The 26,091-nt window shown below is 41.2% G+C and carries 29 protein-coding genes and 1 pseudogene; 27 read left to right on the plus strand and 3 right to left on the minus strand.

Annotation, left to right across the window (positions count from 1 at the left end; genetic code table 11):
• Positions 1 to 48: 48 nt before the first annotated feature.
• The 14 genes from C6Y02_RS11125 (at position 49) to C6Y02_RS11190 (ending at position 12,829) form a co-directional block, all read left to right on the plus strand.
• Complete coding sequence (locus C6Y02_RS11125) at positions 49 to 315, plus strand: IreB family regulatory phosphoprotein (protein WP_024718370.1); 267 nt, start codon at positions 49 to 51, stop codon at positions 313 to 315.
• A gap of 3 nt (positions 316 to 318) precedes the next feature.
• Entirely contained in the window at positions 319 to 735 is a 417-nt protein-coding gene (gene ruvX, locus C6Y02_RS11130; RefSeq protein ID WP_034661502.1) for a Holliday junction resolvase RuvX, read from the plus strand.
• A 15-nt stretch (positions 736 to 750) separates the two neighbouring features.
• Positions 751 to 1,035, plus strand: coding sequence for a DUF1292 domain-containing protein (locus C6Y02_RS11135; protein WP_034321391.1), 285 nt, complete (start codon positions 751 to 753; stop codon positions 1,033 to 1,035).
• Positions 1,036 to 1,185: 150 nt separating this feature from the next.
• Positions 1,186 to 1,755 carry a biotin transporter BioY gene (locus C6Y02_RS11140; protein WP_223256541.1) on the plus strand — a complete coding sequence of 190 codons (570 nt, stop codon included), beginning with the start codon at positions 1,186 to 1,188 and terminating at the stop codon, positions 1,753 to 1,755.
• Positions 1,752 to 3,215 (plus strand): acyl-CoA synthetase, encoded by a 1,464-nt coding sequence (locus tag C6Y02_RS11145; RefSeq protein WP_106031252.1) that lies wholly within the window; start codon positions 1,752 to 1,754, stop codon positions 3,213 to 3,215. Before C6Y02_RS11140 ends, C6Y02_RS11145 begins: the two co-directional genes overlap by 4 nt.
• The gene (locus C6Y02_RS11150; RefSeq protein WP_106031253.1) at positions 3,203 to 4,291 is read left to right on the plus strand and encodes an acetyl-CoA C-acyltransferase; all 1,089 of its coding nucleotides are present in this window, start codon (positions 3,203 to 3,205) and stop codon (positions 4,289 to 4,291) included. Before C6Y02_RS11145 ends, C6Y02_RS11150 begins: the two co-directional genes overlap by 13 nt.
• A gap of 73 nt (positions 4,292 to 4,364) precedes the next feature.
• Entirely contained in the window at positions 4,365 to 5,447 is a 1,083-nt protein-coding gene (mltG, locus tag C6Y02_RS11155) for an endolytic transglycosylase MltG (protein WP_106031254.1), read from the plus strand.
• A gap of 211 nt (positions 5,448 to 5,658) precedes the next feature.
• On the plus strand, positions 5,659 to 6,324 hold the full coding sequence (locus C6Y02_RS11160) for an O-methyltransferase (RefSeq protein ID WP_034661491.1): 666 nt from the start codon (positions 5,659 to 5,661) through the stop codon (positions 6,322 to 6,324).
• Positions 6,321 to 7,250, plus strand: a complete 930-nt coding sequence (locus C6Y02_RS11165) for a peptidase U32 family protein (protein ID WP_106031255.1) — start codon at positions 6,321 to 6,323, stop codon at positions 7,248 to 7,250. The genes C6Y02_RS11160 and C6Y02_RS11165 overlap by 4 nt, the downstream gene beginning before the upstream one ends.
• Before the next feature lie 20 nt (positions 7,251 to 7,270).
• A complete protein-coding gene (locus C6Y02_RS11170; RefSeq protein WP_034661487.1) occupies positions 7,271 to 8,539 on the plus strand; it encodes a peptidase U32 family protein in 1,269 nt (422 codons plus the stop codon).
• A gap of 7 nt (positions 8,540 to 8,546) precedes the next feature.
• Entirely contained in the window at positions 8,547 to 9,179 is a 633-nt protein-coding gene (gene udk, locus C6Y02_RS11175; protein WP_024423106.1) for a uridine kinase, read from the plus strand.
• 651 nt (positions 9,180 to 9,830) lie between these two features.
• Entirely contained in the window at positions 9,831 to 10,304 is a 474-nt protein-coding gene (gene greA / locus C6Y02_RS11180) for a transcription elongation factor GreA (RefSeq protein ID WP_007501433.1), read from the plus strand.
• A 50-nt stretch (positions 10,305 to 10,354) separates the two neighbouring features.
• Positions 10,355 to 12,097, plus strand: coding sequence for a peptidoglycan D,D-transpeptidase FtsI family protein (locus tag C6Y02_RS11185; protein ID WP_106031256.1), 1,743 nt, complete (start codon positions 10,355 to 10,357; stop codon positions 12,095 to 12,097).
• Between the two features lie 66 nt (positions 12,098 to 12,163).
• Positions 12,164 to 12,829: a YrrS family protein gene (locus C6Y02_RS11190; protein ID WP_106031257.1), complete on the plus strand. Its 666-nt coding sequence runs from the start codon at positions 12,164 to 12,166 to the stop codon at positions 12,827 to 12,829.
• A gap of 38 nt (positions 12,830 to 12,867) precedes the next feature.
• Here C6Y02_RS11190 and C6Y02_RS11195 read toward each other — a convergent pair whose 3' ends face one another.
• Positions 12,868 to 13,071 carry a YrzA family protein gene (locus C6Y02_RS11195; protein ID WP_034620637.1) on the minus strand — a complete coding sequence of 68 codons (204 nt, stop codon included), beginning with the start codon at positions 13,069 to 13,071 and terminating at the stop codon, positions 12,868 to 12,870.
• 186 nt (positions 13,072 to 13,257) lie between these two features.
• Here C6Y02_RS11195 and C6Y02_RS11200 point away from each other — a divergent pair, with 186 nt between their 5' ends.
• From C6Y02_RS11200 to C6Y02_RS19330, 7 genes are all read left to right on the plus strand, one after another.
• On the plus strand, positions 13,258 to 13,899 hold the full coding sequence (locus tag C6Y02_RS11200) for a class I SAM-dependent DNA methyltransferase (protein ID WP_106031258.1): 642 nt from the start codon (positions 13,258 to 13,260) through the stop codon (positions 13,897 to 13,899).
• Between the two features lie 15 nt (positions 13,900 to 13,914).
• Entirely contained in the window at positions 13,915 to 14,610 is a 696-nt protein-coding gene (gene mtnN, locus C6Y02_RS11205) for a 5'-methylthioadenosine/S-adenosylhomocysteine nucleosidase (RefSeq protein WP_106031259.1), read from the plus strand.
• Positions 14,611 to 14,656: 46 nt separating this feature from the next.
• Complete coding sequence (locus C6Y02_RS11210; RefSeq protein ID WP_060596846.1) at positions 14,657 to 15,580, plus strand: PLP-dependent cysteine synthase family protein; 924 nt, start codon at positions 14,657 to 14,659, stop codon at positions 15,578 to 15,580.
• Position 15,581: 1 nt separating this feature from the next.
• Positions 15,582 to 16,730 carry a bifunctional cystathionine gamma-lyase/homocysteine desulfhydrase gene (locus C6Y02_RS11215; RefSeq protein WP_106031260.1) on the plus strand — a complete coding sequence of 383 codons (1,149 nt, stop codon included), beginning with the start codon at positions 15,582 to 15,584 and terminating at the stop codon, positions 16,728 to 16,730.
• A 72-nt stretch (positions 16,731 to 16,802) separates the two neighbouring features.
• Positions 16,803 to 17,033 carry a YrhC family protein gene (locus C6Y02_RS11220; protein ID WP_041815772.1) on the plus strand — a complete coding sequence of 77 codons (231 nt, stop codon included), beginning with the start codon at positions 16,803 to 16,805 and terminating at the stop codon, positions 17,031 to 17,033.
• Between the two features lie 445 nt (positions 17,034 to 17,478).
• Positions 17,479 to 17,613, plus strand: coding sequence for a YrzI family small protein (locus tag C6Y02_RS11225; protein WP_008342648.1), 135 nt, complete (start codon positions 17,479 to 17,481; stop codon positions 17,611 to 17,613).
• Positions 17,614 to 17,779: 166 nt separating this feature from the next.
• Positions 17,780 to 17,941, plus strand: a complete 162-nt coding sequence (locus C6Y02_RS19330) for a hypothetical protein (RefSeq protein WP_212040727.1) — start codon at positions 17,780 to 17,782, stop codon at positions 17,939 to 17,941.
• Positions 17,942 to 17,983: 42 nt separating this feature from the next.
• Here the strand turns inward: C6Y02_RS19330 and C6Y02_RS19730 are convergent, their stop codons facing one another.
• A complete protein-coding gene (locus C6Y02_RS19730; RefSeq protein ID WP_080869492.1) occupies positions 17,984 to 18,109 on the minus strand; it encodes a YjcZ family sporulation protein in 126 nt (41 codons plus the stop codon).
• A 267-nt stretch (positions 18,110 to 18,376) separates the two neighbouring features.
• On the opposite strand from C6Y02_RS19730, the gene C6Y02_RS11235 reads away from it, so the two are divergent.
• Positions 18,377 to 18,979: a class I SAM-dependent methyltransferase gene (locus C6Y02_RS11235; RefSeq protein ID WP_106031261.1), complete on the plus strand. Its 603-nt coding sequence runs from the start codon at positions 18,377 to 18,379 to the stop codon at positions 18,977 to 18,979.
• Between the two features lie 429 nt (positions 18,980 to 19,408).
• Positions 19,409 to 20,623, plus strand: coding sequence for a formaldehyde dehydrogenase, glutathione-independent (gene fdhA / locus C6Y02_RS11240; RefSeq protein ID WP_106031262.1), 1,215 nt, complete (start codon positions 19,409 to 19,411; stop codon positions 20,621 to 20,623).
• Between the two features lie 259 nt (positions 20,624 to 20,882).
• Here the strand turns inward: fdhA and C6Y02_RS11245 are convergent, their stop codons facing one another.
• Positions 20,883 to 21,776, minus strand: a complete 894-nt coding sequence (locus C6Y02_RS11245; protein WP_106031263.1) for a LysR family transcriptional regulator — start codon at positions 21,774 to 21,776, stop codon at positions 20,883 to 20,885.
• A gap of 144 nt (positions 21,777 to 21,920) precedes the next feature.
• Here C6Y02_RS11245 and C6Y02_RS19790 point away from each other — a divergent pair.
• The 4 genes and pseudogenes from C6Y02_RS19790 to C6Y02_RS11265 form a co-directional block, all read left to right on the plus strand.
• A pseudogene (locus tag C6Y02_RS19790) lies at positions 21,921 to 22,246 on the plus strand (alanine:cation symporter family protein); the annotation flags it as partial.
• Between the two features lie 110 nt (positions 22,247 to 22,356).
• Entirely contained in the window at positions 22,357 to 23,514 is a 1,158-nt protein-coding gene (locus tag C6Y02_RS11255; protein WP_106031264.1) for an iron-containing alcohol dehydrogenase, read from the plus strand.
• A 175-nt stretch (positions 23,515 to 23,689) separates the two neighbouring features.
• On the plus strand, positions 23,690 to 24,439 hold the full coding sequence (locus tag C6Y02_RS11260) for an SDR family oxidoreductase (protein WP_106031265.1): 750 nt from the start codon (positions 23,690 to 23,692) through the stop codon (positions 24,437 to 24,439).
• Between the two features lie 372 nt (positions 24,440 to 24,811).
• A complete protein-coding gene (locus tag C6Y02_RS11265) occupies positions 24,812 to 26,032 on the plus strand; it encodes an MFS transporter (RefSeq protein ID WP_106031266.1) in 1,221 nt (406 codons plus the stop codon).
• Positions 26,033 to 26,091: the final 59 nt, after the last annotated feature.

Genomic DNA, 26,091 nt, shown 5'->3' on the forward strand with positions numbered 1-26,091 from the left:
TAGAAAAAAGCTTGCTAGTAGAATGTTGGAAGAGAGGTGCAAGAAGCAGTGAGTTCATTTGATAAGACAATGAAGTTTAACTTCTCTGATGATTCAGCTGAAACCAATGTGAATGAAGTGCTCATTACAGTATATGACGCACTCCAAGAAAAAGGATACAACCCGATCAATCAAATTGTCGGATACTTGCTGTCAGGCGACCCTGCTTATATTCCAAGACATCAGGATGCACGCAACCTAATTCGTAAACTAGAACGAGACGAATTAATTGAGGAATTGGTTAAATCGTACTTAGAGACACATAAAGAGGCGTAAAACATGAGAATTTTAGGCTTGGATTTAGGCACGAAAACCCTTGGTGTTGCGATCAGTGATGAAATGGGATGGACAGCGCAAGGGATAGAAACAATTAAAATTGATGAAGCAGGCGGAGACTTCGGTCTCAGCCGCCTGTCTGAGATCGTCGCGCAATACGGAACGGATAAAATCGTACTTGGCTTTCCAAAAAATATGAACGGTACGGTCGGTCCTAGAGGCGAAGCCAGCCAATTATTTGCGAAAGTGTTAGAAAACACGTACAATGTTCCTGTTGTGCTTTGGGACGAGCGTCTGTCGACAATGGCAGCGGAAAAAATGCTCATCTCTGCAGATGTGAGCAGACAAAAGCGTAAAAAAGTCATTGATAAAATGGCGGCTGTTATGATCCTGCAAGGGTATTTAGACAGCTTAAATTAAAATGAGGTGAATCAAATGGAACACGGAGAAAAGCAAATTACAATCGTTGATGATAATGGAAATGAACAGCTTTGCGAAGTACTATTTACTTTTGAAAGCGACCATTTTAACAAATCATATGTTCTTTACTACCCAATTTCTGAGCAAGACAATGAAGAAATTGAAATTCATGCATCAAGCTTCACGCCGAACGAAGACGGTGAAGATGGCGAGCTAGAGCCTATTGAAACGGATGAAGAGTGGGACATGATTGAAGAAACGTTAAATACGTTCTTAGATCAAGAAGAAGACGAAGAATAGAACGAATAAAAGGCCTGTGAACGGATCTTGGTGATCTTTCTTCACAGGTCTTTTTTTACGATCAATATGTTAACTTTATTTTATTTTATGTTGACATAATAAACTGTACCTTTTACTCTAATTTTAATAACGAATGAGTGAGGGGCATGAATGTTGAAAATTCAAGATATGATGCAAATGGCGTTAATGACAGCGGTTATCGGAATGTTAGGGTTGATCCCGCCGATTTTTCTTACGTTTACACCTGTACCAATCACATTGCAAACGGCAGGTCTTTTGCTTGCTGGGGGGCTGTTAAAACCAAAACAGGCACTGATCAGTTTACTTCTGTTCCTCTTAGTTGTGGCAGCAGGCGCACCTCTTTTGTCTGGTGGGAGAGGCGGAATAGGAGTCTTTTTTGGACCAAGCGGAGGTTTTTTATTAGCTTATCCAGTGGCTGCTCTTATGATCAGTTTTTGGCTGAACCGACTAAAAAAAGTGACCGCTCTGCGTCTTTTTATGATCTTTGCGGTATGCAGTATTGGAATTTTGTATCTATGCGGCATTCCTTTTCAAGCCATGATGATGGATATAAAGGTCACTCAGGCAGCTCTTCTTAGTCTGATTTATATTCCAGGTGATCTCATCAAAGCGGGCATGTGTGCCGTTCTCACGGTGAAAATCATTGAGGCCATGTCATATCGAAAAAGGGATGTGCATAAAGGGAGGCGTGCGGTTTGAACAGAATAACGGATAGCTATGCATTACATGCAGAAATGAACCCAGATCATATCGCCATCATTGATGGAAAAGAAAGGGTCACTTATCAAGAGTGGTATGAACGTGTCCAGACATCGGCACAATGGCTACAACGAACGGCTCATGAGAAAAAAAGAGTCGCTTTTTTATTATCAAATGGTGCTTCTTTCTTGCAAATATTTGCTGGCGCTGCTTGTGCAGGCTGGACAGCTATCCCGCTTGATCCGAGATGGGGCCATGAGGAATGTGTAGAAAAGCTTTTGTTAAGTGAGGCAGCTCTCGTCATTATAGAGGATCGATATATGAAAAGATTTGAAAAACACAGCGTAGACATGCCGGTTTTTTCTTTATCTGAATGGAAGGAAAGAATGAGCCTGATCACACAAGGTCCATATAACAAAAGCGACAGCGAGAACGACCCTGTCTTTTATATGGGATTTACGTCAGGATCAACGGGTTCACCTAAAGCCTTTATCAGGCGTCAGCAGTCATGGATCGAAAGCTTTCGAACGACAGCGGTTACATTTGGAATCACTCATCAAGATCATGTTCTTATAGCAGGCACACTCTTATCCTCTCACTTTTTATATGGTGCCATCAGTACCCTATACTTTGGCGGCACAGTGACGCTTTTAGAAAAATTCACGCCAGTGAAAGCAAAGAAAGCTTTAGAGACAGGAGACATCACTGTTATGTATACTGTCCCGACAATGACAGAATCGTTACTGCAAATTAATGTTTTTGAGGGAGATAACCCGCTTCTTGTCATATCATCCGGAGCAGATTGGGGCATCTCATCAAAAAAACAACTTGTCACCAACTATCCGCATGTCACTTTTTTTGATTTTTACGGCACATCAGAGTTAAGCTTTGTTTCCTACTTATCTTCAAATGACTTTCTGCAAAAACCTTCTTCTGTCGGACGACCCTTTTCTTCCATTCAAGTTGAAGTGAGGCGGGCCGATCAATCTGTCTGCCAGCCAAATGAGACAGGAAGAATTTATGTGAAGAGCCCAATGTCTTTTTCAGGCTACTTACATGAGGTGAAACCGCCGGAGGAGTGGCTGACAGTTTATGATATGGGCTGGATGGATGAAGACGGCTATTTGTATATGAGCGGCCGTGAGAATGGCATGATCGTCTATGGGGGGCTGAATATTTTTCCGGAGGAAATTGAACGCGTGCTAAATGAACAGCCCGAGGTGAAGCGGTCGATTGTGGTTGGCGTTCCTGACCCATATTGGGGTGAAATTCCTGTTGCCATTATTGAAGAAGGACAGCAGACAAAGACGGTTCGGCAAGCTGTCAAAGAAAAATTGGCTGCCTACAAGATGCCTAAAAAATGGCTTGTCATTGATCAAATGATTGAAACATCTGGGGGAAAAATAGCACGTGCCAGCATGAAAAAGTGGGCGGAGGAGCAGTTGTCATGCAAGCAGTAATCGTACAAGCAAAACGGACACCCTTCGGTGATAAAAACGGGATGCTGAAGGATTATCGTCCAGAGCAATTAGCCGCGCCCCTTATTCAGCATTTGTCTCAAGGGATGACGCCGGACGACGTCATATTAGGCAATGTTGTAGGAGGCGGCGGAAATATGGCCCGTCTGTCCTCATTAGAAGCAGGGCTTTCTTTGCACGTTCCTGGTATGACGATTGATAGGCAGTGTGCCTCTGGTCTTGAAGCAATTCGAACAGCTTGCGTCATGGTTCAATCAGGGGAAGGTTCAATGTATATCGCTGGCGGGACTGAGAGCATTTCCAGATCACCAATGAAAGAAAGAGCCCGCTTTTCACCTGAATGGATAGGAGATCCGGCTATGGGCGAAGCAGCAGAGCTGACCGCCTCGAGATTTTCTGTGACAAGAAAAGAACAAGATGATTATGCGCAATTAAGCTGGGAAAGAAGTATAGACTCAATCAAACGTGGTACATATTCAGAGGAAATTGTTTCGATTAGCGGACTGAGCATTGATGAAGCGGCCGCTAAAATAAGACCGATGGAGAAGCTGATCCAGCGGGCAAAGCCTGTATTTTCACCGGGAAAAGGAACTGTGACTGCCGCCAATAGCTGCAAAGAAGCAGACGGGGCAGCAGCGGTCGTTGTGATGGAAAGAGCGTTAGCGGAGGCGAATGATTTTCAGCCGATGCTGCGATATGCTGGAAGTGCTGTGACGGCGATGCATCCACATTTTCCAGCTGCTGCGCCGATTGATGCGATCAAGAAACTTCTAGATCAAGAGAAAATTAAGGCAGAGGATGTAGCGCTGTTTGAAATCAATGAAGCCTTTGCTCTGAAAATAGCGCTGATTGCTCGTACGCTTGGTATTCCTTATGACCGGATCAATAAAAGAGGCGGTGCACTTTGTCTTGGTCATCCATACAGCGCATCGGGAGCTGCTATGATGGTGAGACTATTTTACGAAGCACGCGCTTTACCAAATGGAAGCTATGTCATGGCTGCTATTGGAAGCGGTGGCGGCGTTGGTTTAGCCGTATTATGTCAAGTTCTGTCATGACATGCATGAGCAAGTAATTGCCGAACTCCGTCGAATCATGTACTATAAAAGCTAGATGTGAGGAGGGCCATGCATGTTTTCAGAACAAAAGAAACGACCATTTTTTAAAAGAAAAATGGGGATCGTCCTGTTATCTGTTCTTGCTGTCATCATCATTGCAGCATTATCAGGCTTTTTATATGTTAAATCAGCACTTGGACCGGTCGATCAAAAAAGCAAACAAACGATTAATATTCATATTCCAAATGGGACATCTGTCCGTGAGATTGCGAGCATTTTAAAAGAAAATGGGCTCATTTCGAATGACACGATTTTCACTTATTATGCAAAATACAAAAATGCGTCCGGATTTAAAGCAGGGTATTTTCATTTAAAACAAACGATGGACGCAGACAAGCTGATTCAAAAGCTGACATCTGGAGGGACAGACTACGCCTTTCAGCTTGTGATTCCAGAAGGAAAACAGCTGTCTGATATTGCGGCGATTATTGCAAACCAGACGCATTTTTCAGCCAAGGAAGTGGAATCAAAGCTTGATGATCCTGCGTTTATTCAAACGTTAATGAAAAAATATCCGAAAACGGTGACTTCACAGGTAAATGGCAAACAGGTGAAACATCCGTTAGAAGGTTATTTATTCCCTGCGACGTATCCATTTTATCGTGAGGATGAATCACTCGAAACGATCATTGAAACAATGATTAAACAAACAGATCAATACGTGAAAACGTATGAAAAAGACATGAAAAAGACAAACATGTCCATACATGATGTGTTAACGATGGCATCACTGATTGAAATGGAAGCGACGGAAAAGACGGATCGAGCAAAAATCTCTAGTGTATTTTATAACCGGTTGAAAAAGGACATGCCGCTTCAAACCGACCCAACCGTTCTTTATGCACTGGGAGAGCATAAATCCCGCGTTTATTACAAAGACCTTAAGGTGAAATCTCCTTATAATACGTATAATAACAAGGGGCTGCCGCCTGGACCTATTGCAAATGCTGGTGAATCTTCCTGGAAAGCCGCACTGCATCCAGAGAAAACGGATTATGTGTACTTCCTTGCGAAGAAAAATGGAGAAGTCGTCTTTACGAAAACGTTAAATGAGCACAACAAAGCGAAAGCAAAATACATCACAGGCAGCAATTAATGTACATGTGAATCGAAAAAGACTGTAGACAATACAAGATTGCCTGCAGTTTTTTTCGTTGGAATATCCATTTTATAGGTTCGCAATTACCACTTCTTTGTGGTAAAATATATCGGGTTGTTTTTACTTAGATGAACGAAAGATTGACGAGAAAGAGAGCTGCAATAGGCAGGACTCTTCTTTTTCAGGTCATGAAGGAGCTAGACAAATAATGACTATCGAAGATGATCAAATCAATGATTATATTGAACATTTAATTCACCCAAGTCCTGATGCAATCGCTCAATTAGAGGTATACGCAAAAGAGCACCATGTGCCAATTATGGAAAAGGTGAGCATCGAACTTTTACTGCAGTTGCTGTCGATGAAAAAGCCGAAGAAAATTCTTGAGGTTGGGACAGCGATTGGCTACTCCGCCATTCGAATGGCGACAGCTCTGCCAGATGCTGAGATTTATACGATTGAGCGAAATGCAAAACGCTATGAAGAGGCGACACGGAACATTGAGGAATTAAAGTTAAAAGAAAGAATACACGTGTTCTTTGGTGATGCCATGGAATCGGCTAAAACGGTCCAAACGATGGCGCCCTATGACGTGATCTTTATTGATGCCGCAAAAGGGCAGTACAAACGTTTTTTTGAGCTGTTTGAACCGATGCTTGCTCATGACGGAATGATCATAACAGACAACGTATTATTCAAAGGCTTAGTGGCAACGAACTATGAAGAAGAAATTGAAGATAAACGAAAAAAACAATTAATTGGAAAAATTGATCGATACAATCAATGGCTCATGTCAAACCCTGATTTCCAAACGTGTATTATTCCAGTTGGAGACGGGATCGCCATTAGTACAAAAAGAGGTGACCAATCATGAAAAAACCAGAATTGCTTGTGACGCCAAGCAAGGTGTCAGACGTACTGCCATTAATCGAGGCGGGAGCTGATGCATTCTTCATAGGCGAACAAACATACGGTATTCGTCTTGCAGGCGAGTTTTCAAGAGAAGATGTGAAACAGACGGTTGAGCTGGCACATGCGCATCACAAAAAAGTGTATGTGGCGATGAACGCGATTTTTCATAATGACCGTGTGCAGCTGCTTGGAGATTATTTAACCTTTCTCGATGCATTAAACGTAGATGGCGTCGTCTTTGGAGACCCAGCCGTGATCATGGCCGCAAAGGAAACTGGGGTGAGCCTGAATCTCCACTGGAGTACAGAAACGACTGGGACAAACTATTACACTTGTAACTACTGGGGCAGAAAAGGCGCAACGCGTGCTGTTCTTGCCAAAGAGCTGAACATGGACAGTGTAATCGACATTAAAGAAAATGCTGAGGTGGAAATCGAAATTCAAGTTCATGGCATGACATGTATGTTTCAATCGAAACGTACGCTCATTGGCAACTACTTTGAATACCAAGGCAAACAAATGGACGTTGAAGGCAGAAATATGGAGGAAGGACTATTCCTTCATGACCAGGAACGTCAAAACAAATACCCTATTTTCGAGGATGCAAACGGCACACATATTATGAGTCCTAATGATGTGTGTATGATTGACGAATTAGAAGAATTTGTTGACGCAGGCATTGACTCATTTAAAATTGACGGAATTTTAAAGTCACTTTCTTATATGACAGAGGTGACATCACTATATCGAAAAGCCATTGATTTACTAGTGACTGATAAGGAAGGCTATGAAGATCAGAAAGATGAATGGGTGGAGCGGATTGAAGAGATTCAGCCTGTCAACCGTTCAATCGATACAGGGTTCTTCTTTAAAGAAACGGTTTATTAATATAAGAGGAGGCAGAGGAAATGGCACTATTGAAAGATGGTATTTCTGAAATGATTGATGGAAAACGTGTCATTACAAAAAAACCAGAACTGCTTGCACCAGCAGGAAACTTGGAAAAGCTGAAAATTGCTGTACATTACGGAGCAGACGCGGTCTTTATTGGCGGGAAAGAATTTGGACTTCGCTCAAATGCCGATAACTTTTCAATTGAAGAAATGGCTGAAGGCGTCGCATTTGCAAACAAATACGGTGCACGAATTTATGTGACAACGAATATCTTTGCCCACAACGAAAACATGGACGGACTTGAGGAATACCTTCAAGGGATTGAAGGCGCTGGAGTAGCGGGCATTATTGTGGCTGACCCGCTGATCATTGAAACGTGTAAACGTGTCGCACCGAAGCTTGAAGTCCATTTAAGCACACAGCAATCTCTTTCGAATTGGAAAGCTGTTCAGTTTTGGAAGGAAGAAGGTCTTGAGCGTGTGGTGCTTGCTCGCGAGACAAGTGCGCTGGAAATTAGAGAAATGAAAGAAAAGGTCGATATTGAAATTGAAACGTTCATTCACGGTGCAATGTGTATTGCTTACTCTGGCCGCTGCGTGCTTAGTAACCACATGACGGCAAGAGATTCTAACCGCGGAGGCTGCTGCCAGTCCTGCCGCTGGGATTATGATCTTTATAAACTAGAAGGTTCTGAGGAAGCGCCATTGTTTGGAGAGGAAGACGCACCATTTGCGATGAGTCCAAAAGACTTAAAGCTTGTCGAATCCATTCCTCAAATGATCGAAATGGGAATTGACAGCTTGAAAATCGAAGGGCGAATGAAATCAATTCATTATGTGGCAACTGTCGTGAGTGTATATCGCAAAGTTATTGACGCCTATTGTGCTGACCCGGACAATTTTGTCATTCAGCAGGAATGGTTAGATGAACTAGATAAATGCGCAAACCGTGACACAGCGCCAGCCTTTTTCGAAGGTGTACCAGGAACGGATGAACAAATGTTTGGCATTCATGGAAAGAAAACGACATTTGATTTCGCAGGTCTCGTTCTTCATTATGATGAAAAAGAACAAATCGTCACATTGCAGCAGCGCAACTTCTTTAAAGCTGGCGATGAAGTCGAATTTTTCGGACCAGAAATTGAGAATTTCACATGCAAAATTGAGACGATTTGGGATGAAAAAGGAAATGAACTAGATGCCGCTCGTCATCCGCTGCAAATCGTAAAATTCAAGCTCGATCAAAAAGTATACCCTAGCAACATGATGAGAAAGGGGAAATAACAGGCACATGAGGAGTAAACCAGTTGTCATTGGAATTGCTGGCGGCTCGGGTTCAGGTAAAACGAGCGTCACCAATTCGATCTATGAAAAATTTAAAGGACATTCCATCCTCATGCTTCAGCAAGATTTATATTACAAAAATCAAAGTCATATGCCATTTGAAGAGCGCTTGCTTACGAATTATGATCATCCGCTTGCATTCGACAATGACCTGATGTTTGAGCATTTGGAACAGCTCCTAAGGTACGAATCCATTGAAAAACCAATATATGATTTCAAGCTAAACACACGTTCAGAAGAGACTGTCCATGTTGAACCAAAGGATGTCATCATCGTTGAAGGCATCTTTGCACTAGAAGATGAACGTCTAAGAGACTTAATGGATATTAAACTGTATGTCGATACAGATGCAGACCTTCGCATCATTCGCCGCATTTTACGCGATACAAAAGAAAGAGGCCGTTCAATCGATTCTGTGATTGAACAGTATGTATCTGTTGTCAGACCAATGCATAATCAATTCATTGAACCGACAAAGCGATACGCCGATATCATCATCCCAGAAGGCGGCCAAAACCATGTCGCGATTGACCTAATGGTAACAAAAATTCAAACGATTCTTCAAAACCGAGCAGAGTAAATGGTGGAGAAGAAAAAGACCTTTACATTGTAAAGGTCTTTTCAACATCTGATAAAGAGAATAAATACCAATATTTCACTTGTTTCTATAAGTAGAAGCTGCTTAAATATTTTTAGAAGGAACACCTTGAATGAAAGATTTGGTATGATAGGAAAACAATGATGTGAAATAGATGTAGAAAAATGCCGTTTTCAAGCTGAATATTGAAGTTGTTTCGATTTTGTAAAAGTATATTAAAAAAACGACAAACAAATCATCACAAATTTTCAAACAATTCTTGATCAAAAAGCAATTTTGTAATAATATAGCATAGACATATCGTACACTGACCATATTATGTATTGGAAGATGGAGAATGGATAAGTTATTCTTCTACATATGATCGAAATGGCGAACGAGGTACAGGAGCTTCCTGTGCCTTTCCACAGTTTGTGCGATGAAGATAGATCATCTTTAGACCACTGAGAGTGGTTCTGTCTGAAAAAAGGCATAATAGTTGCATCTAAAAGGGACGCCATGTAAGATGGACTTTTACAAATATGGGACAGAAGGAATGAGGGCCTGAAGAAGTCCTCATTCTTGTATATTTCAGTCGTCACTCACGTGCAGAAAGTTTGTATGATGAGGATTAATAGAAGGAGTGAATGATTCATGGCACAAGAGAAAGTATTTCCAATGACAGAAGAAGGAAAACGTAAATTAGAAGAAGAGCTTGAATATTTGAAAACGGTTAAACGTAAAGAGGTTGTAGAGCGTATTAAAATTGCTAGAAGCTTTGGAGACCTCTCTGAGAACTCGGAATATGATTCTGCTAAAGAAGAGCAAGCGTTTGTAGAAGGCCGTATCACAACGCTTGATAATATGATTCGCAATGCCAAAATTATCGAAGATGAAGGAAACTCAAATATTGTCTCACTTGGTAAAACAGTCACTTTCGTTGAATTACCAGACGGAGAAGAAGAGTCTTACACAATCGTTGGAAGTGCAGAAGCTGATCCGTTCGAAGGAAAGATTTCAAACGATTCACCAATCGCAAAAAGTCTGTTAGGCAAACAAGTAGACGACAAAGTAACCGTTCAAACACCTGGCGGAGAAATGTTCGTCCAAATTGTAAAAATTTCATAATCACGTTTATACGATAAACACCTCGTCCACAATAGGGACGAGGTGTTTTTATGCGCAAAAAACGTAGAATTCAATGGACAGGTGCTATTATTTTTATGCTGCTGCTCGGTCTTCTCATGAGACTGGCAGAAATTCAACTGTTTTTCACAGAATCTTTTTCAAAGCTTGATATCAATTTAATACAAGAAAGTGTCAAACAGCGTACAGAAGAAGTGGTCATTTCAGATGGTCGCGGTGAATTTTTAGATCGAAACGGCGAAGCGCTTCTCACAAAAGAACAGCCCGCGGTTATCTTATTTCCTTTTCTGCAATATGATCTTCCTCATTTAAAACAAACTGCCTCTATTCTTGAGATGGAAGAAGATGAACTCAAAAAACAGCTGATAGAAACCAAAAAACCTCTGATTCTCAAAGATGACATCACGAAAAAAAAGTTGAAAGACATCAATGATATGAAATATTCAGGTGTTTACGGCGTATATATGAAAGAGAAGGACAAAAAAAGACTTGCCCTCCACACATTAGGCTTCACGAGTGAAAATCCAGAATTGCTCAGAAAGCGTTATCCTGACAAAAAAGAGCTTTCCATCCGTACAGAAATCGGTACTTTTGGGCTAGAAAGTACCTTTGACGAATTTCTATTACCCGAGCAAGACACAAAATTGTTATATCATGTGGACGGAAGGGGAAACCCTTTGTTTGGAATGGACGTCAAATATACAGCAGAGGCTCATTCATTTTATCCTCTTCAGGTTCAAACAACAATTGATGAAAACATGCAAGCTGAAATGGAGAAAGTTCTGAAAGAACAAGACGTCGAAAAAGGCGGGGCCGTTCTGCTCGACATTGAAAGCAGCAGCGTGTTGGCGATGGCGAGTACGCCAAATGTCACAAGCAAAAACCGGCATGAGGCAAGAAATTATATGCTGACTGCCATGGCACCAGGCTCTGTCTTTAAAACCGCTGTACTTGCCGCAGCAATCGAAAAAAACCTCGACCAGCCACAAACGATGTATGACTGTCGAAAGAATTTATATGGAGAGCCAGAAGGAACGCAGGAAGTGCTGAATCTGTCTGAGAGCTTTTCGCAGAGCTGTAATTATACCTTTGCGACACTTGCTGGCAAGCTTATCCAAACAGATGATCAAATCATCGAAAAGACGGCTGCAAAGCTTGGACTCATTGATCGAGCTGGCTGGGAAGGGGATGTCTATCATAAGCAGCATTTCAAACAGTTTGATCGTGAAGAAACCGGCAGTGTGTGGGGAGATAAAAGAGACAAGCATGTCAAAAAAGCCATTGCCCAAACCGCAATAGGACAAAAAAATGTCAAAACGACTCCTTTGCAAATCGCCAATATGATGGCATCGATTGCGAGAGGTGGAGAACGAAAAGAAGTGAAAATCGCTGAAAAAGTGCTGTATCAAAACGGAACAACGATGCTAACCTTTCAAAACAAACGACCGGAAGGAGACAGTATTGACCGCTATACAGCTCAAAAGCTGCAAAAGTACTTAAGGCAGGTGGTGACGTCTGACAAAGGAACAGGAAGAAGGTTTCAAGATCTTCCATTTGATGTAGCGGGGAAATCAGGCACTGCCCAAACCGGCAGTAAAGATAAAAAGGGGAATCCGCTTTATCATAAGTGGTTTGCTGGGTACTTTCCGGTGGAAAAACCAAAATATGCTCTTGTCGTTGTTCACCTTGATGAGGCAAGTGGCCGGGCTAAGACAAATGATGCGTTTTATGATATTGTAAAAAAGGTCAATGAAATTGAAAAGAAACAGACATAGAACATCCCTTCATGTCATGTTAGAATAGTAACGACTTAGGGAACGAGGCAAAGGAGTGCAGAGATTTTGAGTAGAAATTCTCGATTTGAACATCGTGATAAGCGCAGAAAGGCGAATATGGTGCTTAACATATTAATTGGTATCGTTGTGGTGCTTATTTTGGTTGTCGCATCGAGTTTGTTAATTTTTAATAAACCGAAAGATACAGATGTAGCGAAAGAACCATCAAAAACGGCGCCTGCAACAAGTGAAAATAAACAAAACTCAGAAGAAGATGTGAAAGATCAAAAGAAAGACACATCCGATGATGCAGATGCAAAAAAAGAGGACTCATCTGATCAAGACGACGATACGAAGAAGACAGATGATGAAGAAGAGCCTAATAAAGATGCGTTAAAAGACGCCAAAGAAACAGACGGCGGCAAAACGAGTGACGTAGACAAAACATATGAAAGCGATGACTGGGAGCCTGTAGGAACAGAGCAATCCGGTTCACATACAGCAACCTATGATTCTAACTCAAAAGACTGGAAAGAAATGATCAAAGCCATGTCCTATGCGACGGGGATTTCAGAAGAACAAATGACGGTTCTTTGGTTAGGAAATAACGGAGGTCCTCAAGATGCAAAGGGAACCATCCGTGACAAATCATCAGGTGAACGCTACCGCGTGGAAATCACATGGGTAGATGAAAAAGGCTGGAAACCTGTAAAGGTTGAAAAATTAAAATAAACATGAAAAAAAGATAGCAGCCATGCTATCTTTTTTATTTAGATATTCGCCTTAAAATGAACAACCGCTGTATACAAAATCCGGTCATCAATCACAGTTGTTTGATGACTGACAGAATGAACAGTCAGCAAGATTGCCTGATTATGTTCAATTTGTTTTTGGATCTTTTGTTCAAGTTCTTTTAAAGACGATGCTTCAAAGAATTCAATTTTATCCTTTAGAAAATCCAACTGAAAATCCATTTGATTCACTCCTCCATACTCTCCATTCATCTTAATCTCTCTCCTCTAAAAGGGCAAATATTTTTCTACCCCTCCCAGTATTTTTTAGTAGGAAAGAAACAGAAGATGTGGTAGGATAAGAACTGTTCGACGAATTAAAGCATACTATACGCATAGGAATAAATAGATAAAGTGGAGGGAAAGAAAATGGGACGTGAGTTTCTTTCTTTATTTGATCATTGGGCTGAGTCTTATGACGACACGGTAAGTGGTCATGACGAGCAGTATGAAGAAGTGTTTCGCCGGTATCCGGCCATTTTAAAAGAGATTGTAGAACGTTCAGGTCAATATGTCCTTGAGTTTGGAAGCGGCACGGGTAATCTAACAGTGGCACTGCTTGCAGCTGATAAGAACGTGTTTGGTGTTGAACCATCAGACGCCATGAAGAAAGCGGCTCTTCAAAAGGGAGTACCCGATGTGTTTCATGATGGGGATTTTTTATCATTTCCAGCACCGCCATTTGAGCCGGATACGATTGTCAGTTCATATGCTTTCCACCATTTAACGGACGAAGAAAAAAAACAAGCCATTCACACCTATAGCAACATCCTTCACTCAGATGGTAAAATAGTCTTTGCTGATACAATGTTTCAAAATCAAGCAGCACATCAAGCGGAAATCGACAAAGCGAAAGCCGCAGGATTCGATCAGCTTGCAGAGGATTTAGAAACGGAATATTATCCATCCATTGATGTGCTAAAGCAAATCTTTGAAGAAGAAGGTTTTAGCACGTCCTTTCATCAAATGAATGATTTTGTTTGGATCGTAGAAGCGAAGAAAAGGGAATGAAAGGATGTTTTTGATTTGAAAATTGCAGTCATAGGTGCAATGGAAGAAGAAGTGACGATTTTAAGAGATCAACTAAAGAATGCTACACAAGAAAGCATCGCTGGGTGTGAATTCACAACAGGTGTTTATGAAGATAAAGAAGTGATTTTATTAAAATCAGGGATTGGAAAAGTAAATGCAGCGGTCAGCACAACACTTCTGCTTGACCGCTTTCAGCCGGATTATGTGATCAATACAGGATCTGCTGGCGGTTTCCATCACACATTAAATGTAGGGGATATTGTCATTTCTACTGATGTTCGACATCATGATGTGGATGTGACAATCTTTGATTACGAATACGGACAAGTACCAGGGTTGCCAGCTGCTTTCGCTGCAGACGAAAAGCTTGTGAAGCTGGCAGAGGAATCGGCTTTAGAGATCGATCATATTCAAGTGGCAAAAGGAACAATTGCAACAGGAGATTCGTTTATGAATGATCCGGATCGTGTAGCGTTTGTGAGAGAGAAGTTTCCAGAACTATATGCGGTGGAAATGGAAGCCGCAGCTGTTGCACAAGTTTGCCAGCTCTTTGGAACGCCATTTGTTGTCGTTCGAGCGTTATCTGATATTGCAGGGAAAGAATCCAATGTCTCCTTTGATCAATTTCTTGAGCAAGCAGCGATTCACTCAACCGACCTTGTCTTGCGTATGATAAAGCAAACTCAATAAAAGAAGGGGGTTCCCCCTTCTTTTCCATACAAAGGAAGGGAATCATATGGCTGTCATAAAGGATATTACAGAATTAATTGGCCGCACACCGCTTTTAAAGCTGTCAGGGATTGGCATCCCAGATGGTGTAGAGGTGTATGCAAAGCTTGAAATGATGAATCCGGGTGGAAGTATTAAAGATCGTTTAGGTGATATGCTCATAAGAGAAGCATTGGCATCTGGCAAATTGCGTCCAGGCGGAACCATCATTGAAGCAACTGCTGGAAACACAGGAATTGGTCTTGCCCTCAGTGCAAGAAAGCATCAATTGCGGACCATTTTTTGCGTACCAGAACATTTTAGTCAAGAAAAACAACAGCTAATGAAGGCGCTCGGTGCAGAGATTATTCATACACCAAGAAAAGAGGGCATGAAAGGTGCGATTGATCGAGCTCTTGAATTAGAGGCAAGCCTTGACAATGCCTATTGCGTTTTACAATTTAAAAACCAAGTAAATCCATTGACTTACTATAAAACGCTTGGCCCAGAGTTATGGTCCGACCTACAAGGAAACATCGATGTATTCGTAGCAGGAGCGGGATCTGGAGGAACTTTTCAAGGGTGTGCTGCCTATTTAAAAGAGCAGCATCCGGCGTTAAAAACAATTGTTGTCGAACCTGAAGGATCGATTTTAAATGGAGGAGATCCGGGCCCGCATAGAACGGAAGGAATCGGCCTTGAATTTATCCCAGATTATATGGAATCTGCTTTATTCGATGAGATTTACACGGTCAGTGATGATGATGCTTTCCAAATGGTGAAAGAAGCTGCTGAAAAAGAAGGCGTTCTCATTGGAAGCTCTTCAGGTGCCGCATTATATGCCGCTTTAGAGGAAGCAAAGAAGGCAGCACCTGGGACAGTCATTGTCACCATTTTTCCTGACAGCAGTGAACGGTATTTAAGTAAAGGAATTTATGAGGGAGGAAAATAGAATGAAACCAAAAACAATGATGATACACAGCGGAACAACTGGTGATGAAAAAACGGGCGCTGTGTCTGTTCCGATATACCAAGTGAGCACTTATAAGCAGCCGAAAGCAGGCGAACATACAGGGTATGAATATTCTAGAACAGCGAATCCAACAAGAACGGCACTTGAAACCGTCATTCGTGATCTTGAAGGGGGAGCAAACGGCTACGCATTCGGTTCAGGGATGGCTGCCATTACGGCAGTCATGATGCTGTTTAACAGCGGAGATCATATTGTCCTGACAGATGACGTGTACGGCGGAACCTACCGCGTCATTACAAAGGTACTAAACCGTATTGGCATTCATGCGACCTTTGTGGATACAAGTGATCCTGAAGCGGTGAAAAAAGCAATTTTACCCGAAACAAAAGCGGTTTACATTGAATCACCAACCAATCCTTTACTGAAAATGACTGATCTCAAAGCGATCGGCCAATTGACAAAAGAAGCCAACATCTTAATGATTGTTGATAATACATTTTTTACACCTTATTTCCAAAAACCGATTGAATATGGGGCGGACATTGTCCTCCATAGTGCCACTAAATATTTAGGCGGCCACAGTGATGTCGTAGGCGGGCTTGTTGTAACAGCGACGAAAGAGCTTGGAGAAGAACTTCATTTTGTTCAAAATTCTACAGGTGGAATTCTTGGACCGCAGGATTCATGGCTTCTCATGAGAGGGATCAAAACGCTTGGACTAAGAATGGAAGCACATCAACAAAATGCGCAGAAAATCGCTGAGTTTTTAGAACAACATCCAGCGGTCACACGTGTTTATTACCCAGGTCTCGGTGCTCACCCTGGACATGAACTTGCGAAAACGCAAGCATCAGGCTTCGGCGGAATGATCTCTTTTGATATTGGAAAAGAAGAACATGTCGATGTGTTTTTAAGCCAGCTTAAGCTGTTTACAATCGCAGAAAGCCTTGGAGCGGTTGAAAGCTTAATCTCTGTTCCTGCTCGAATGACTCATGCGTCCATTCCGAAAGACCGCCGGAAGGAGCTTGGCATCACTGATGGTTTAATTCGTATATCCGTTGGGATTGAAGATGTGGATGATTTACTGAATGATATGAAGCAAGGACTAAACGCACTAGTGAATGGATAGATTTACATGCCACTACCTTTCTTTTACTATGTTAAGCTATCAATAGACATGTTAAACAGGAAGGTGATTCAAGTGAAGAAAAAGTGGAGTGGTTTAGTGACAGATTACAAGCAGTACGCTTTTATTTTGCTTGCTGTCAGCACCTTTTTATATATTGGTACGATCATACCAAACCAGCACATCGAAGCATCTCCAAAAATGCTGATGATGGGAATTGATTGTGTTTTCTTATTAGCAGCTTTTCTTTGTGTCAGACGCGCGATCTTTTTTCAAAAGAAACTGCAAGAACTAGATGAAGATTAATTCGAAAAGTCTCCTCATATACGTGAGGGGGCTTTTTTGATTGTATTGGACAAACGGACAAGAATAACTGTAGAAATTTAGTCAAAAACACAAAAATCATCTATATTACTAAAAACAGGTTTACAAAATGGTGCTTGCTGGATATACTTACAAAGTAATTAAAAACGTAAAGGAGGCTGAAGAATATGTTATTCGTATCTACTTGTGATCAATTCAACCAACAATTTCATCATGTCATCAGCCTGTGGAAGAGCTCGTGTCCTTCCTTTACCTTATACGGTGCACGCTTCAAAACTGTTTAAGTAAACGAGGATTTCACGCATCATCCATTGCAGGTTGGAAGACATTGTCTTTTGATCTGCATTTTTGTGTGCCCGCAGGTCAACTGATAAAGAAGATCTGCGGGCTATTTCGCATGCTGCGAACTGAAGGGAGGTGAGCGTATATGACAATCCATTTATTCTTTATTACATTGACGATTCAGCGTAAATACAAAGACATTGAGACCGTTCTTTATGAACAACAAGTCGAAACATTTTATGAAGAAATGAAGCAGAAACAACTAAAGTATATGAACTAAAACAGGAAAAGAAAAATTGGAAAAGGAGGAGATTGACATGTTTATGATGCTTGCAATGCTTGATTGTTATACTAGGGAGAAGGACCAGGTTTAGACACGCTCCACATTGATCACCTGCACATATGATATCCGTAAAAGGAGATTGTGAGGTGATCAATGAATGTCGATGTCACCATATATGAGGTTTCCGTCAGTGGGGCACGGGTATACGTCCATTCCGCATTCCTTAAAGCACGGGTACGGCAATCCATACCGAATGCAAAGAGAGCAACAAGAAATGCTTAGACGCTATATGTACAATTACAATTATCCAACTTATTGGTATTAAAGAAAAGGAGCAGGAAACAATACGTTTCCTGCTCCTTTTACATTAGTAAATCCAGCTTGCACCGATGATGATCAACAAAATGAACAGTACAACAAGCAATGCGAATCCGCCTGCAAAACCGCCACCGTAACCACCGCAGTCTCCAGAATAACCGCCACCAAAGCCCATAATCTAGCACCACCTTTATCTAATCAAGATACATTCATAAAATATGCAGCTCATGCAGAAAACGAAATCAATCTGAGCACAATTAATGAAAACGCCTATTCAGATCAAAATTTTTTAAAGTTCTGCGAAACATTTTCTGAAAAGGTGCCGTCTAATCAATGACAACTAATTAGGACTAGGTCTTAAACTTTGTTAGGCGAGAGCCGATATGAAAAGTAAGAAAATTCGTAAATAGTTTTATTTACTGGTGCAAAGCAGGTGTTAACATTGATTCAAAGCTGGATTGGAAAACAAATGAGGGAACCAAAAGGCTTGTTCTCAAAATGGGTTGCCCGCTATATGGAAAAAAATCATCATAATATCAATGAATGGACGATTCAACTCTTAAATATACAAGAAAACGACCGGATTTTAGAAATCGGGACTGGAAGAGGCATGACATTATCGAAGGTAGCAGAAAAACTTGATCGCGGTAAAGTATATGGATTGGATGCCTCTCGTCATATGATCAAATATGCAAAAAGAAAACATAAGAAGCTTGTGGAACAGGATAAAGCCGTCGTGACTCTTGGTAAAGCTGAGCATTTACCTTTTGAAGACAGATCATTCAATAAATTATTTACGGTACAGACCATCTATTACTTGAAGGATATTGAGCAGGTCATGAAGGAAGTGTACCGCGTTCTTCAAGTGGATGGAGAAGTATTCTTATCTTTCCAACAGCAGGAACTGATGAAGGAACAAAAACGGTCACAATCTTTTTCATCGTATAGTGAACAAGAGATCAGCCGCCTATTTTCAGCGTATCACTTTAGAGAAGTTTCGGTTTATCACTATGATACATACATCTGTATCAAAGCGTTAAAATGATGAAAATATTTCCCAGGTAATGAACAAGCGTTCAAAAAGAGGCTCTTCGTCAGAGGAGCCTCTTTGCTTACAATTGTATCCGTGATTGATGGGATGCAAAGTTAAAAAAGACTCTTCATCAGAAGAGTCTTTTCAATGTTATGTAGGCGCCAGCCAGGTGTGTAAGGAATGATAGTATATATAAGGAATTTGTTTGTCGATTAAGGATACCTGTCTGGCTTATTTCTTATATCGACACCGTTCTTCTAAAGTTTAGCTTTTTTTTCAATATTTTCTTTTTTTATTTGACTGGAAGATACATTTTTCTCTCCGTGATAGACATTCTTCGCTTTTTTTTCATCCATTGTGCCATTTGAAGCAGGGAATTGCTTCATAAATAGAGAAAATTGTAGAGACTTCATTTTTAAACAAAAAGGGAGGAATGAAAACATGTCGGGAAACAAAGGTGTCGTTTATAAAGGAGCAGGAAATGTAGCAGTTGAGGATATTGGATACCCTGATTTGATTTTAAGAGATGGCCCGGGTGTACCGAAAGCCAATGTGGGGCGCAAATGTGAGCATGGCGTCATTTTAAAAGTAGTGACGACGAATATTTGCGGAAGTGACCAGCACATGGTGAGAGGGCGTACCACTGCGCCTGCAGGACTAGTCCTTGGTCATGAAATTACAGGTGAAGTCGTTGAGGTTGGACGAGATGTGGAGTTTATTCAAAAAGGAGACCTTGTGTCCGTTCCATTTAATATTGCTTGTGGACGCTGCGTCATGTGCAAGGAACAAAAAACTCATGTGTGCTTAAATGTAAACCCGGACCGTCCAGGCTCTGCCTATGGATACGTCGATATGGGCGGATGGGTTGGCGGCCAATCCGAGTACGTCATGGTCCCATATGCAGATTTTCAGCTGCTCAAATTTCCAGACAAAGATCAAGCGATGGAGAAAATACTTGATCTGACGATGCTTTCCGATATTTTCCCGACAGGTTTTCACGGTGCTTATACGGCTGGAGTAAAGCCTGGTTCGACTGTATATATTGCTGGTGCCGGGCCAGTAGGTCTTGCCGCAGCACATTCCGCTCAGCTCCTTGGCGCCTCTGCGGTAATTGTCGGTGATTTGAATGAACAAAGGCTGGAGCAGGCCAGAAGCTTTGGCTGTGAGACGATCAATTTAAGAAAACATGATCGGATCGGCGAACAAATCACGAATATCTTAGGAGAGCCAGAAGTTGACTGTGCCGTCGATTGTGTCGGCTTTGAAGCTTCAGGTCATGGAGATCAAGGAGAAGCACCTGCAACCGTTCTAAATACAATTATGGATATTACCAAAGTTGGCGGTAAGCTCGGAATCCCAGGGCTTTACGTCACAGAAGACCCAGGTGCCGTGGATGCTGATGCAAAAGTTGGTTCTCTGAAAGTGCGAATTGGACTTGGCTGGGCAAAAGCCCATACCTTTGTGACAGGTCAAACCCCTGTCATGCAATATCACCGCAGTCTAATGAAATCCATTTTAAGCGGAAGAGCACAAATCGCCAAAGCGGTAAATGCGACCGTCATTAACCTTGATCAAGCTCCTCAAGGATACAGCGACTTTGATTCGGGTGTGGCGAAGAAATTTGTGATTGACCCGCATGGGATGATTTCTAAATAATGATACAATGGAAATAATCTAAGAAAAAACTTACAGAAATCCTCCTGTAAGTTTTTTTGTGTTATCAAAAAGACCTTTACTATTTAAGATTCAATATATAAAAACATAACATGCATAGCAATTAATCGGAATTATTTAGCTATAAATTCTTTTATATTTAGAATGGTCAAATCTCTTTCAGTAAGTGTTATAGAATACGTGAAATATTAATGACGACAAAAATAGTCCTTCCTTCATTTAATCTAGAGTTGATTTTCTGCTAGCCGTGCATGAGTATATATTCCTCTGTTAAATCAACAAATGCCTTTAAAGCAGGGGACATCCATTTATTTTTGTGCCAAAATAGTTGAATTTTCGTTGAGAAACAGGGTTCCATCCAATTTATTTTGATGATATTGCCTTCTGCTATTTCTCTTTTTATAGAAATTTCAGGAAGTACAGCGATCCCTAAGCCAGCCATTACACATTTTTTTATGGCTTCTACATCTGCTAATTCTAGTTTGCTTCTTGGTTTTGCTCCCACCTGTTTCAATGAGTGTTCGAAGGCATAACGATAATCGCAGTCTTCAGTTAACAACAATCTTTGCTCGTTCAAATCAATTGGATATACTTTTTGTTTTTTGCTTAAGGGATTTGTTGGACAGCACACAATGGCCATCGGTTCATCTTTTAATTCTTTTACAATTAAATGTGAGGATACTACAGGATTCATAGATAATAATGCGACATCAATTTGTCCTTCTAGTAATAGATTTAAAACATCCTTTTCTGCTATTCCTGGGCGGAAGATCAGTTCTACTTTAGGATACTTTGTTTGAAAGTCCGTTAAAATATGAGGAAGCCGGTAGGTACATTGGGTTTCAGATGCACATATTCTCAAAATGCCGCTTGGCTCATTCATCCCGCCAACAGCCTCTAATGCTTCCCCTGTTAAACCTAAAATTTTATCCGCATAATGTTGAAATTGTCTGCCAGCTTCTGTTAAGATTACCTTTTTTCCAAGCCTTTCAAATAGAGGGGTTCCTAGTTCTTCTTCTAATGCAACAATATTTGCTGTGATACTAGATTGAGCATAACCAAGCATTTGTGCAGTTTTTGTAAAGTTTAATACTTTTGATGCTGTTTGGAACATCATCAGTTGCTTTATCTCCAACTTCAAGCCTCCCTAAATCGGATGAGCCGATTGATATCATCAGAAAACCTCTATAGATTGATCATAACATTTTTACTATGATTAAAGTGGGCGCTTACAATTTATATTATTTCAAATATTCAGATTCACAAGGGGGAGATGGCTTTGTTTGAAATGATTGTCAATTCAGTGAATGATTTTTTATGGACATATATTTTAGTAGTCATGTTAATAGGCATAGGAATCTAATTTACAGTGAGAATGAAATTTATGCAAATTGTCTTACTAAAAGAGGTTTTTCGTTCTATTTTTGAAAAATCCCCCAAATCCAAAAGGGGAAGTCATTTTTATTGGAGCCGCTACAAGAATTGGTACTGGAGGCAGGCGTTGCTATTGCCATCACAGTTGGCGGTCCAGGAGCTATTTTCTGGATGTGGTTTGCGGCAGTTTTAGGGGGAGCTTCTGCGTTTAAACAAAGATTGTTAGGCAAAGATCCTGTCTTTTATGCATCTAGCATGCCAGGTTTAAAAGAAATAGAATGGTGGGGAGCAGAAAAACAAACTGCTAACTCCACAAACACAAATAAAGGGGTAGAAAAATCATGATGAATGTTGAATATCATTGCCAGACAAAAATGATCATGGGGACTGGTCAATCAAAAGAAATCGGATCTATAGTAGAGGATATTGTATTGCCGGGTGCCACAGTTATGATTGTGACGGACTCTGGTGTGAAAAACGCAGGACTAGTTCAGCCTATTGAAGCGTATTTACAGGAAGCTGGTTATTCCGTTCTTGTATTTGATCAAGTATCGCCAAACCCTAGAGATAATGAATGTCTAGCTGGTGCAGAGCTCTTTAGAAAAGAACAAGCATCAGCGGTCATTGCGATTGGTGGCGGAAGTCCAATGGATACGGCTAAAGCGATTGCTTTATTAGGACCAAATGGCGGCATTCCTGAAGAGTATATATCAGGGAAGAAGGCGTATGCTAATCTATCTCCATTAATTTGTATCCCAACAACGGCTGGTACTGGCTCTGAGGTGACACGTTCAGCTGTCATTACGTTAGCTGCTTCACATAAAAAAATCACATTAAAGCATGCCTTGCTTCGGCCAACCATTGCGATTTTAGATCCTGCTCTTACATTGACGGTGCCAAAAAGCATAACAGCCGCAACAGGCGTTGATGCATTGGTACATGCTATTGAAGGCTATTCATGTAAAGTAACAAATCCTATTTCGAAAGCAATGGGTGCAAGTGCAATGGAAACAATTGTGAAATACTTACCGAAGGCATATGAAAATGGATCTAATCTAGAAGCAAGATACAAAATGCAGGAAGGCAGTTTACTTGCTGGCTTATGCTTCGGTTCAGCCGATGTAGCAGCCGTTCATTGTTTAGCAGAAGCACTTGGTAGTCTTTATGATACACCTCATGGTATCGCAAACGCTGTATTTTTACCTTATGTCATGCAATTCAATGCTGTTGAAAACAAGTTGTTACACGCAGAGCTTGCTAAAATGATGAGCTTTGCAGATAAAACGGATTCAGATGATGCGGCGATTCAAAAATTAATTGATGGCATGTATACATTCACAAAGAATTTGGGTATTCCAACACTAAAAGAATTATCTTATGTAAAAGAAGAGGATTTTGAAAAAATGGCTGTATTGGCAGAACAAAACAGCTCTACATCAAGCAATGTTCGTGCCGTTACGAAAGCCGACTACTTAGACATTTTAAAAGCCGCTTTTTAAAATCACCATATAGAAAAAGAGAAGAATAGAATGATCAATGAGTTCCCAAGAAACACCCTTCTCATGACACTATCACTTGGAGGGTGTTCTTTTATGTTTCATGTGGCTAGGTATCGTCTACATATGAGTGGTATGATAGACGACAACATCTGATGTAGAAAGGGTTGAATAAACGATGAACTTTCACAATAAAACCGTCGTCATCACAGGCGCAGCCAATGGAATTGGTGAATCGATCGCCTGGGGCTATGCAAAAGAAGGAGCGCGTGTGGTGATTGCAGATATAGATGAAGAGAAGGGCAAGCGTTTGGAGGAAGAGCTGAAAAAAGAATCTTTAGAAGCTTATTTTAAAAAAACGGACGTGACACAAGAGAAGGATATTCAACACTTAATGTCGTTTGCAGCGGAGCGCTGCAAAACGATTGATATTCTCATCAATAATGCCGGCGTCATGTGCACAGTATCGCCTTATGAATTAACGGTCGATGAGTGGGATCGTGTGTTACATACGAACCTAAGAGGGACTTTTCTATGTGCAAGAGAAGCAGCACGTTATATAAAAGAGAATCCAAAAGGCGGTTCTATTGTGAACATTTCATCCACCCGCGCGACCATGTCAGAGCCTCATACGGAAGCATATGCTGCATCAAAAGGCGGAATATCAGCACTGACTCATGCCTTGGCTGCTTCTTTTAGCCCGGATCACATCACGGTGAATAGCATTTCCCCTGGATGGATTCAAACGAAGGATGAGGAGAATCTTCGAGAGGTCGACCACAAGCAGCATCTTTCCAATCGAGTCGGGGCGCCAAAGGATATTGTGAAGGCTTGCTTTTATTTAACAGATGAAGACAATCAATTTGTGACGGGTACAGATTTAGTCGTTGATGGTGGCATGACCAGAAAGATGATCTATGCTGATTAACTTGAAAAAAACATTGACGCTTTGATCGAGGCGCAGTACAATATGTAACAATTCAGCTGAAGATCGTGATGAAATAAAGACACAGCGCAAATAGAGAAGAGTACATCATAGCTGTCCCGCACAGAGAACTCCGTTAAGCTGAGAAGGAGCTGGGAAGCATGATGGAACCAAGCCTCTTAGCTCTGCACCGGATTCCTTCGGATGGTGGTGCAGCGAAATTCTCCCGTTACAGAGATGGGTTCATGATGACCTGCTAAGGTTCATCTGGCAACAGATGAATAAACTGAGGTGGCAACGCGGAGTAAATCCCGTCCTCAAGACAGAAATGTCTTGGGGGCGGGATTTTTTTATGACAAATAGGAGGGAACAGCTATGAAAAAACATTGGCGGGATATGAGTTTGCTGCTTGGAGCCATCGGAATTGCGAACATAGGAGAATGGATTTATATGATTGCTCTCCATCTGCTCATTTTTCAAGAAACGGGCTCTGTGCTGGCTGTAACAGCCGTCTATATGCTGAGACCGGCTGCAGCTCTTTTGACAAACAGCTGGTCTGGCAGTTTGGTTGACAGGCTGAATCAGCGGAATGTGATGATCAGCTTAGATATCACCCGGGCTATCCTGATCGCATGTGTACCCTTTGCGTTATTTTCAGGACATCTGCTGATCCTGTATGTGATGGTGTTTCTTATTCAAATGGCACAAGCGATGTTTCATCCAGCTTCGATGGTATATATGACAGGATTGATCCCGGCGGATAATCGAAAACGGTTTAATGCCATTCGCTCATTATTACAATCGGGTGGATTTTTACTTGGACCCACAGCAGCAGGTCTGCTTTTTTTAATCGGTACACCTGTTTTTTCAATTTATATAAATGCGATCTGCTTGTTGATATCTGCTCTGTTAACGATGTGTTTACCGAATTTGCTAAAACAAGATGCTGGCCAAAACGGCTTTTCCCTTTCAATGTTAAAAGAGGATGCGAAGCTTGTTCTTCGGTTTAGTTTGACATCACGCCAGATTATGGCGGTGTATTTGTTGTTTAGTGCCGCCATCACGGTACTTCCTACTGCCATTGACTCTCTTGAAACAGCCTTTGCAAAAGAAGTGCTGCTGCTGACTGATACAGAATATGGTCTTCTTGTCAGTATAGCTGGGGCAGGCATCATCACAGGCGCAGGTCTCAATTCGGTGATTGTGGAGAGGCTGCCTGTTTCGATCATGCTTGGTATTGGCAGTTTGTTTGTTGCATGTGGCTATCTCATTTATGCTTTTTCCAGCACATTGTTTGTAGCCGCTGTTGGTTTTTTTATACTAGCATTCTTCTTAGCATTTGCGAACACAGGTTTTATGACTTTCTATCAAACGAATATCCCGGTAGAGGTCATGGGGAGGGTAGCCAGTTTTTATGCTTTGGTTGAAGCCATTCTGACGATGATGATGACAGGGGTCTCTGGTGGACTTGCACATGTTTTATCAATCCGAACCTCCGTTGTCATCGGGTGTGTATGTATGCTTCTTGTCTGTTTATTGCTATGTTTTGTCATCTTTCGTCCATTGAATGTCAAAAAAATAGTGCATCCTACTTAGAAAATTAAAAAAATTATGTTATGATTATTTAAGTAAGTTAATCAAATTGATGAGAAAAG

Origin of the sequence: Bacillus sp. NMCC4 (genome assembly GCF_002998555.1) — a bacterium.
GTDB lineage: Bacteria > Bacillota > Bacilli > Bacillales > Bacillaceae > Bacillus.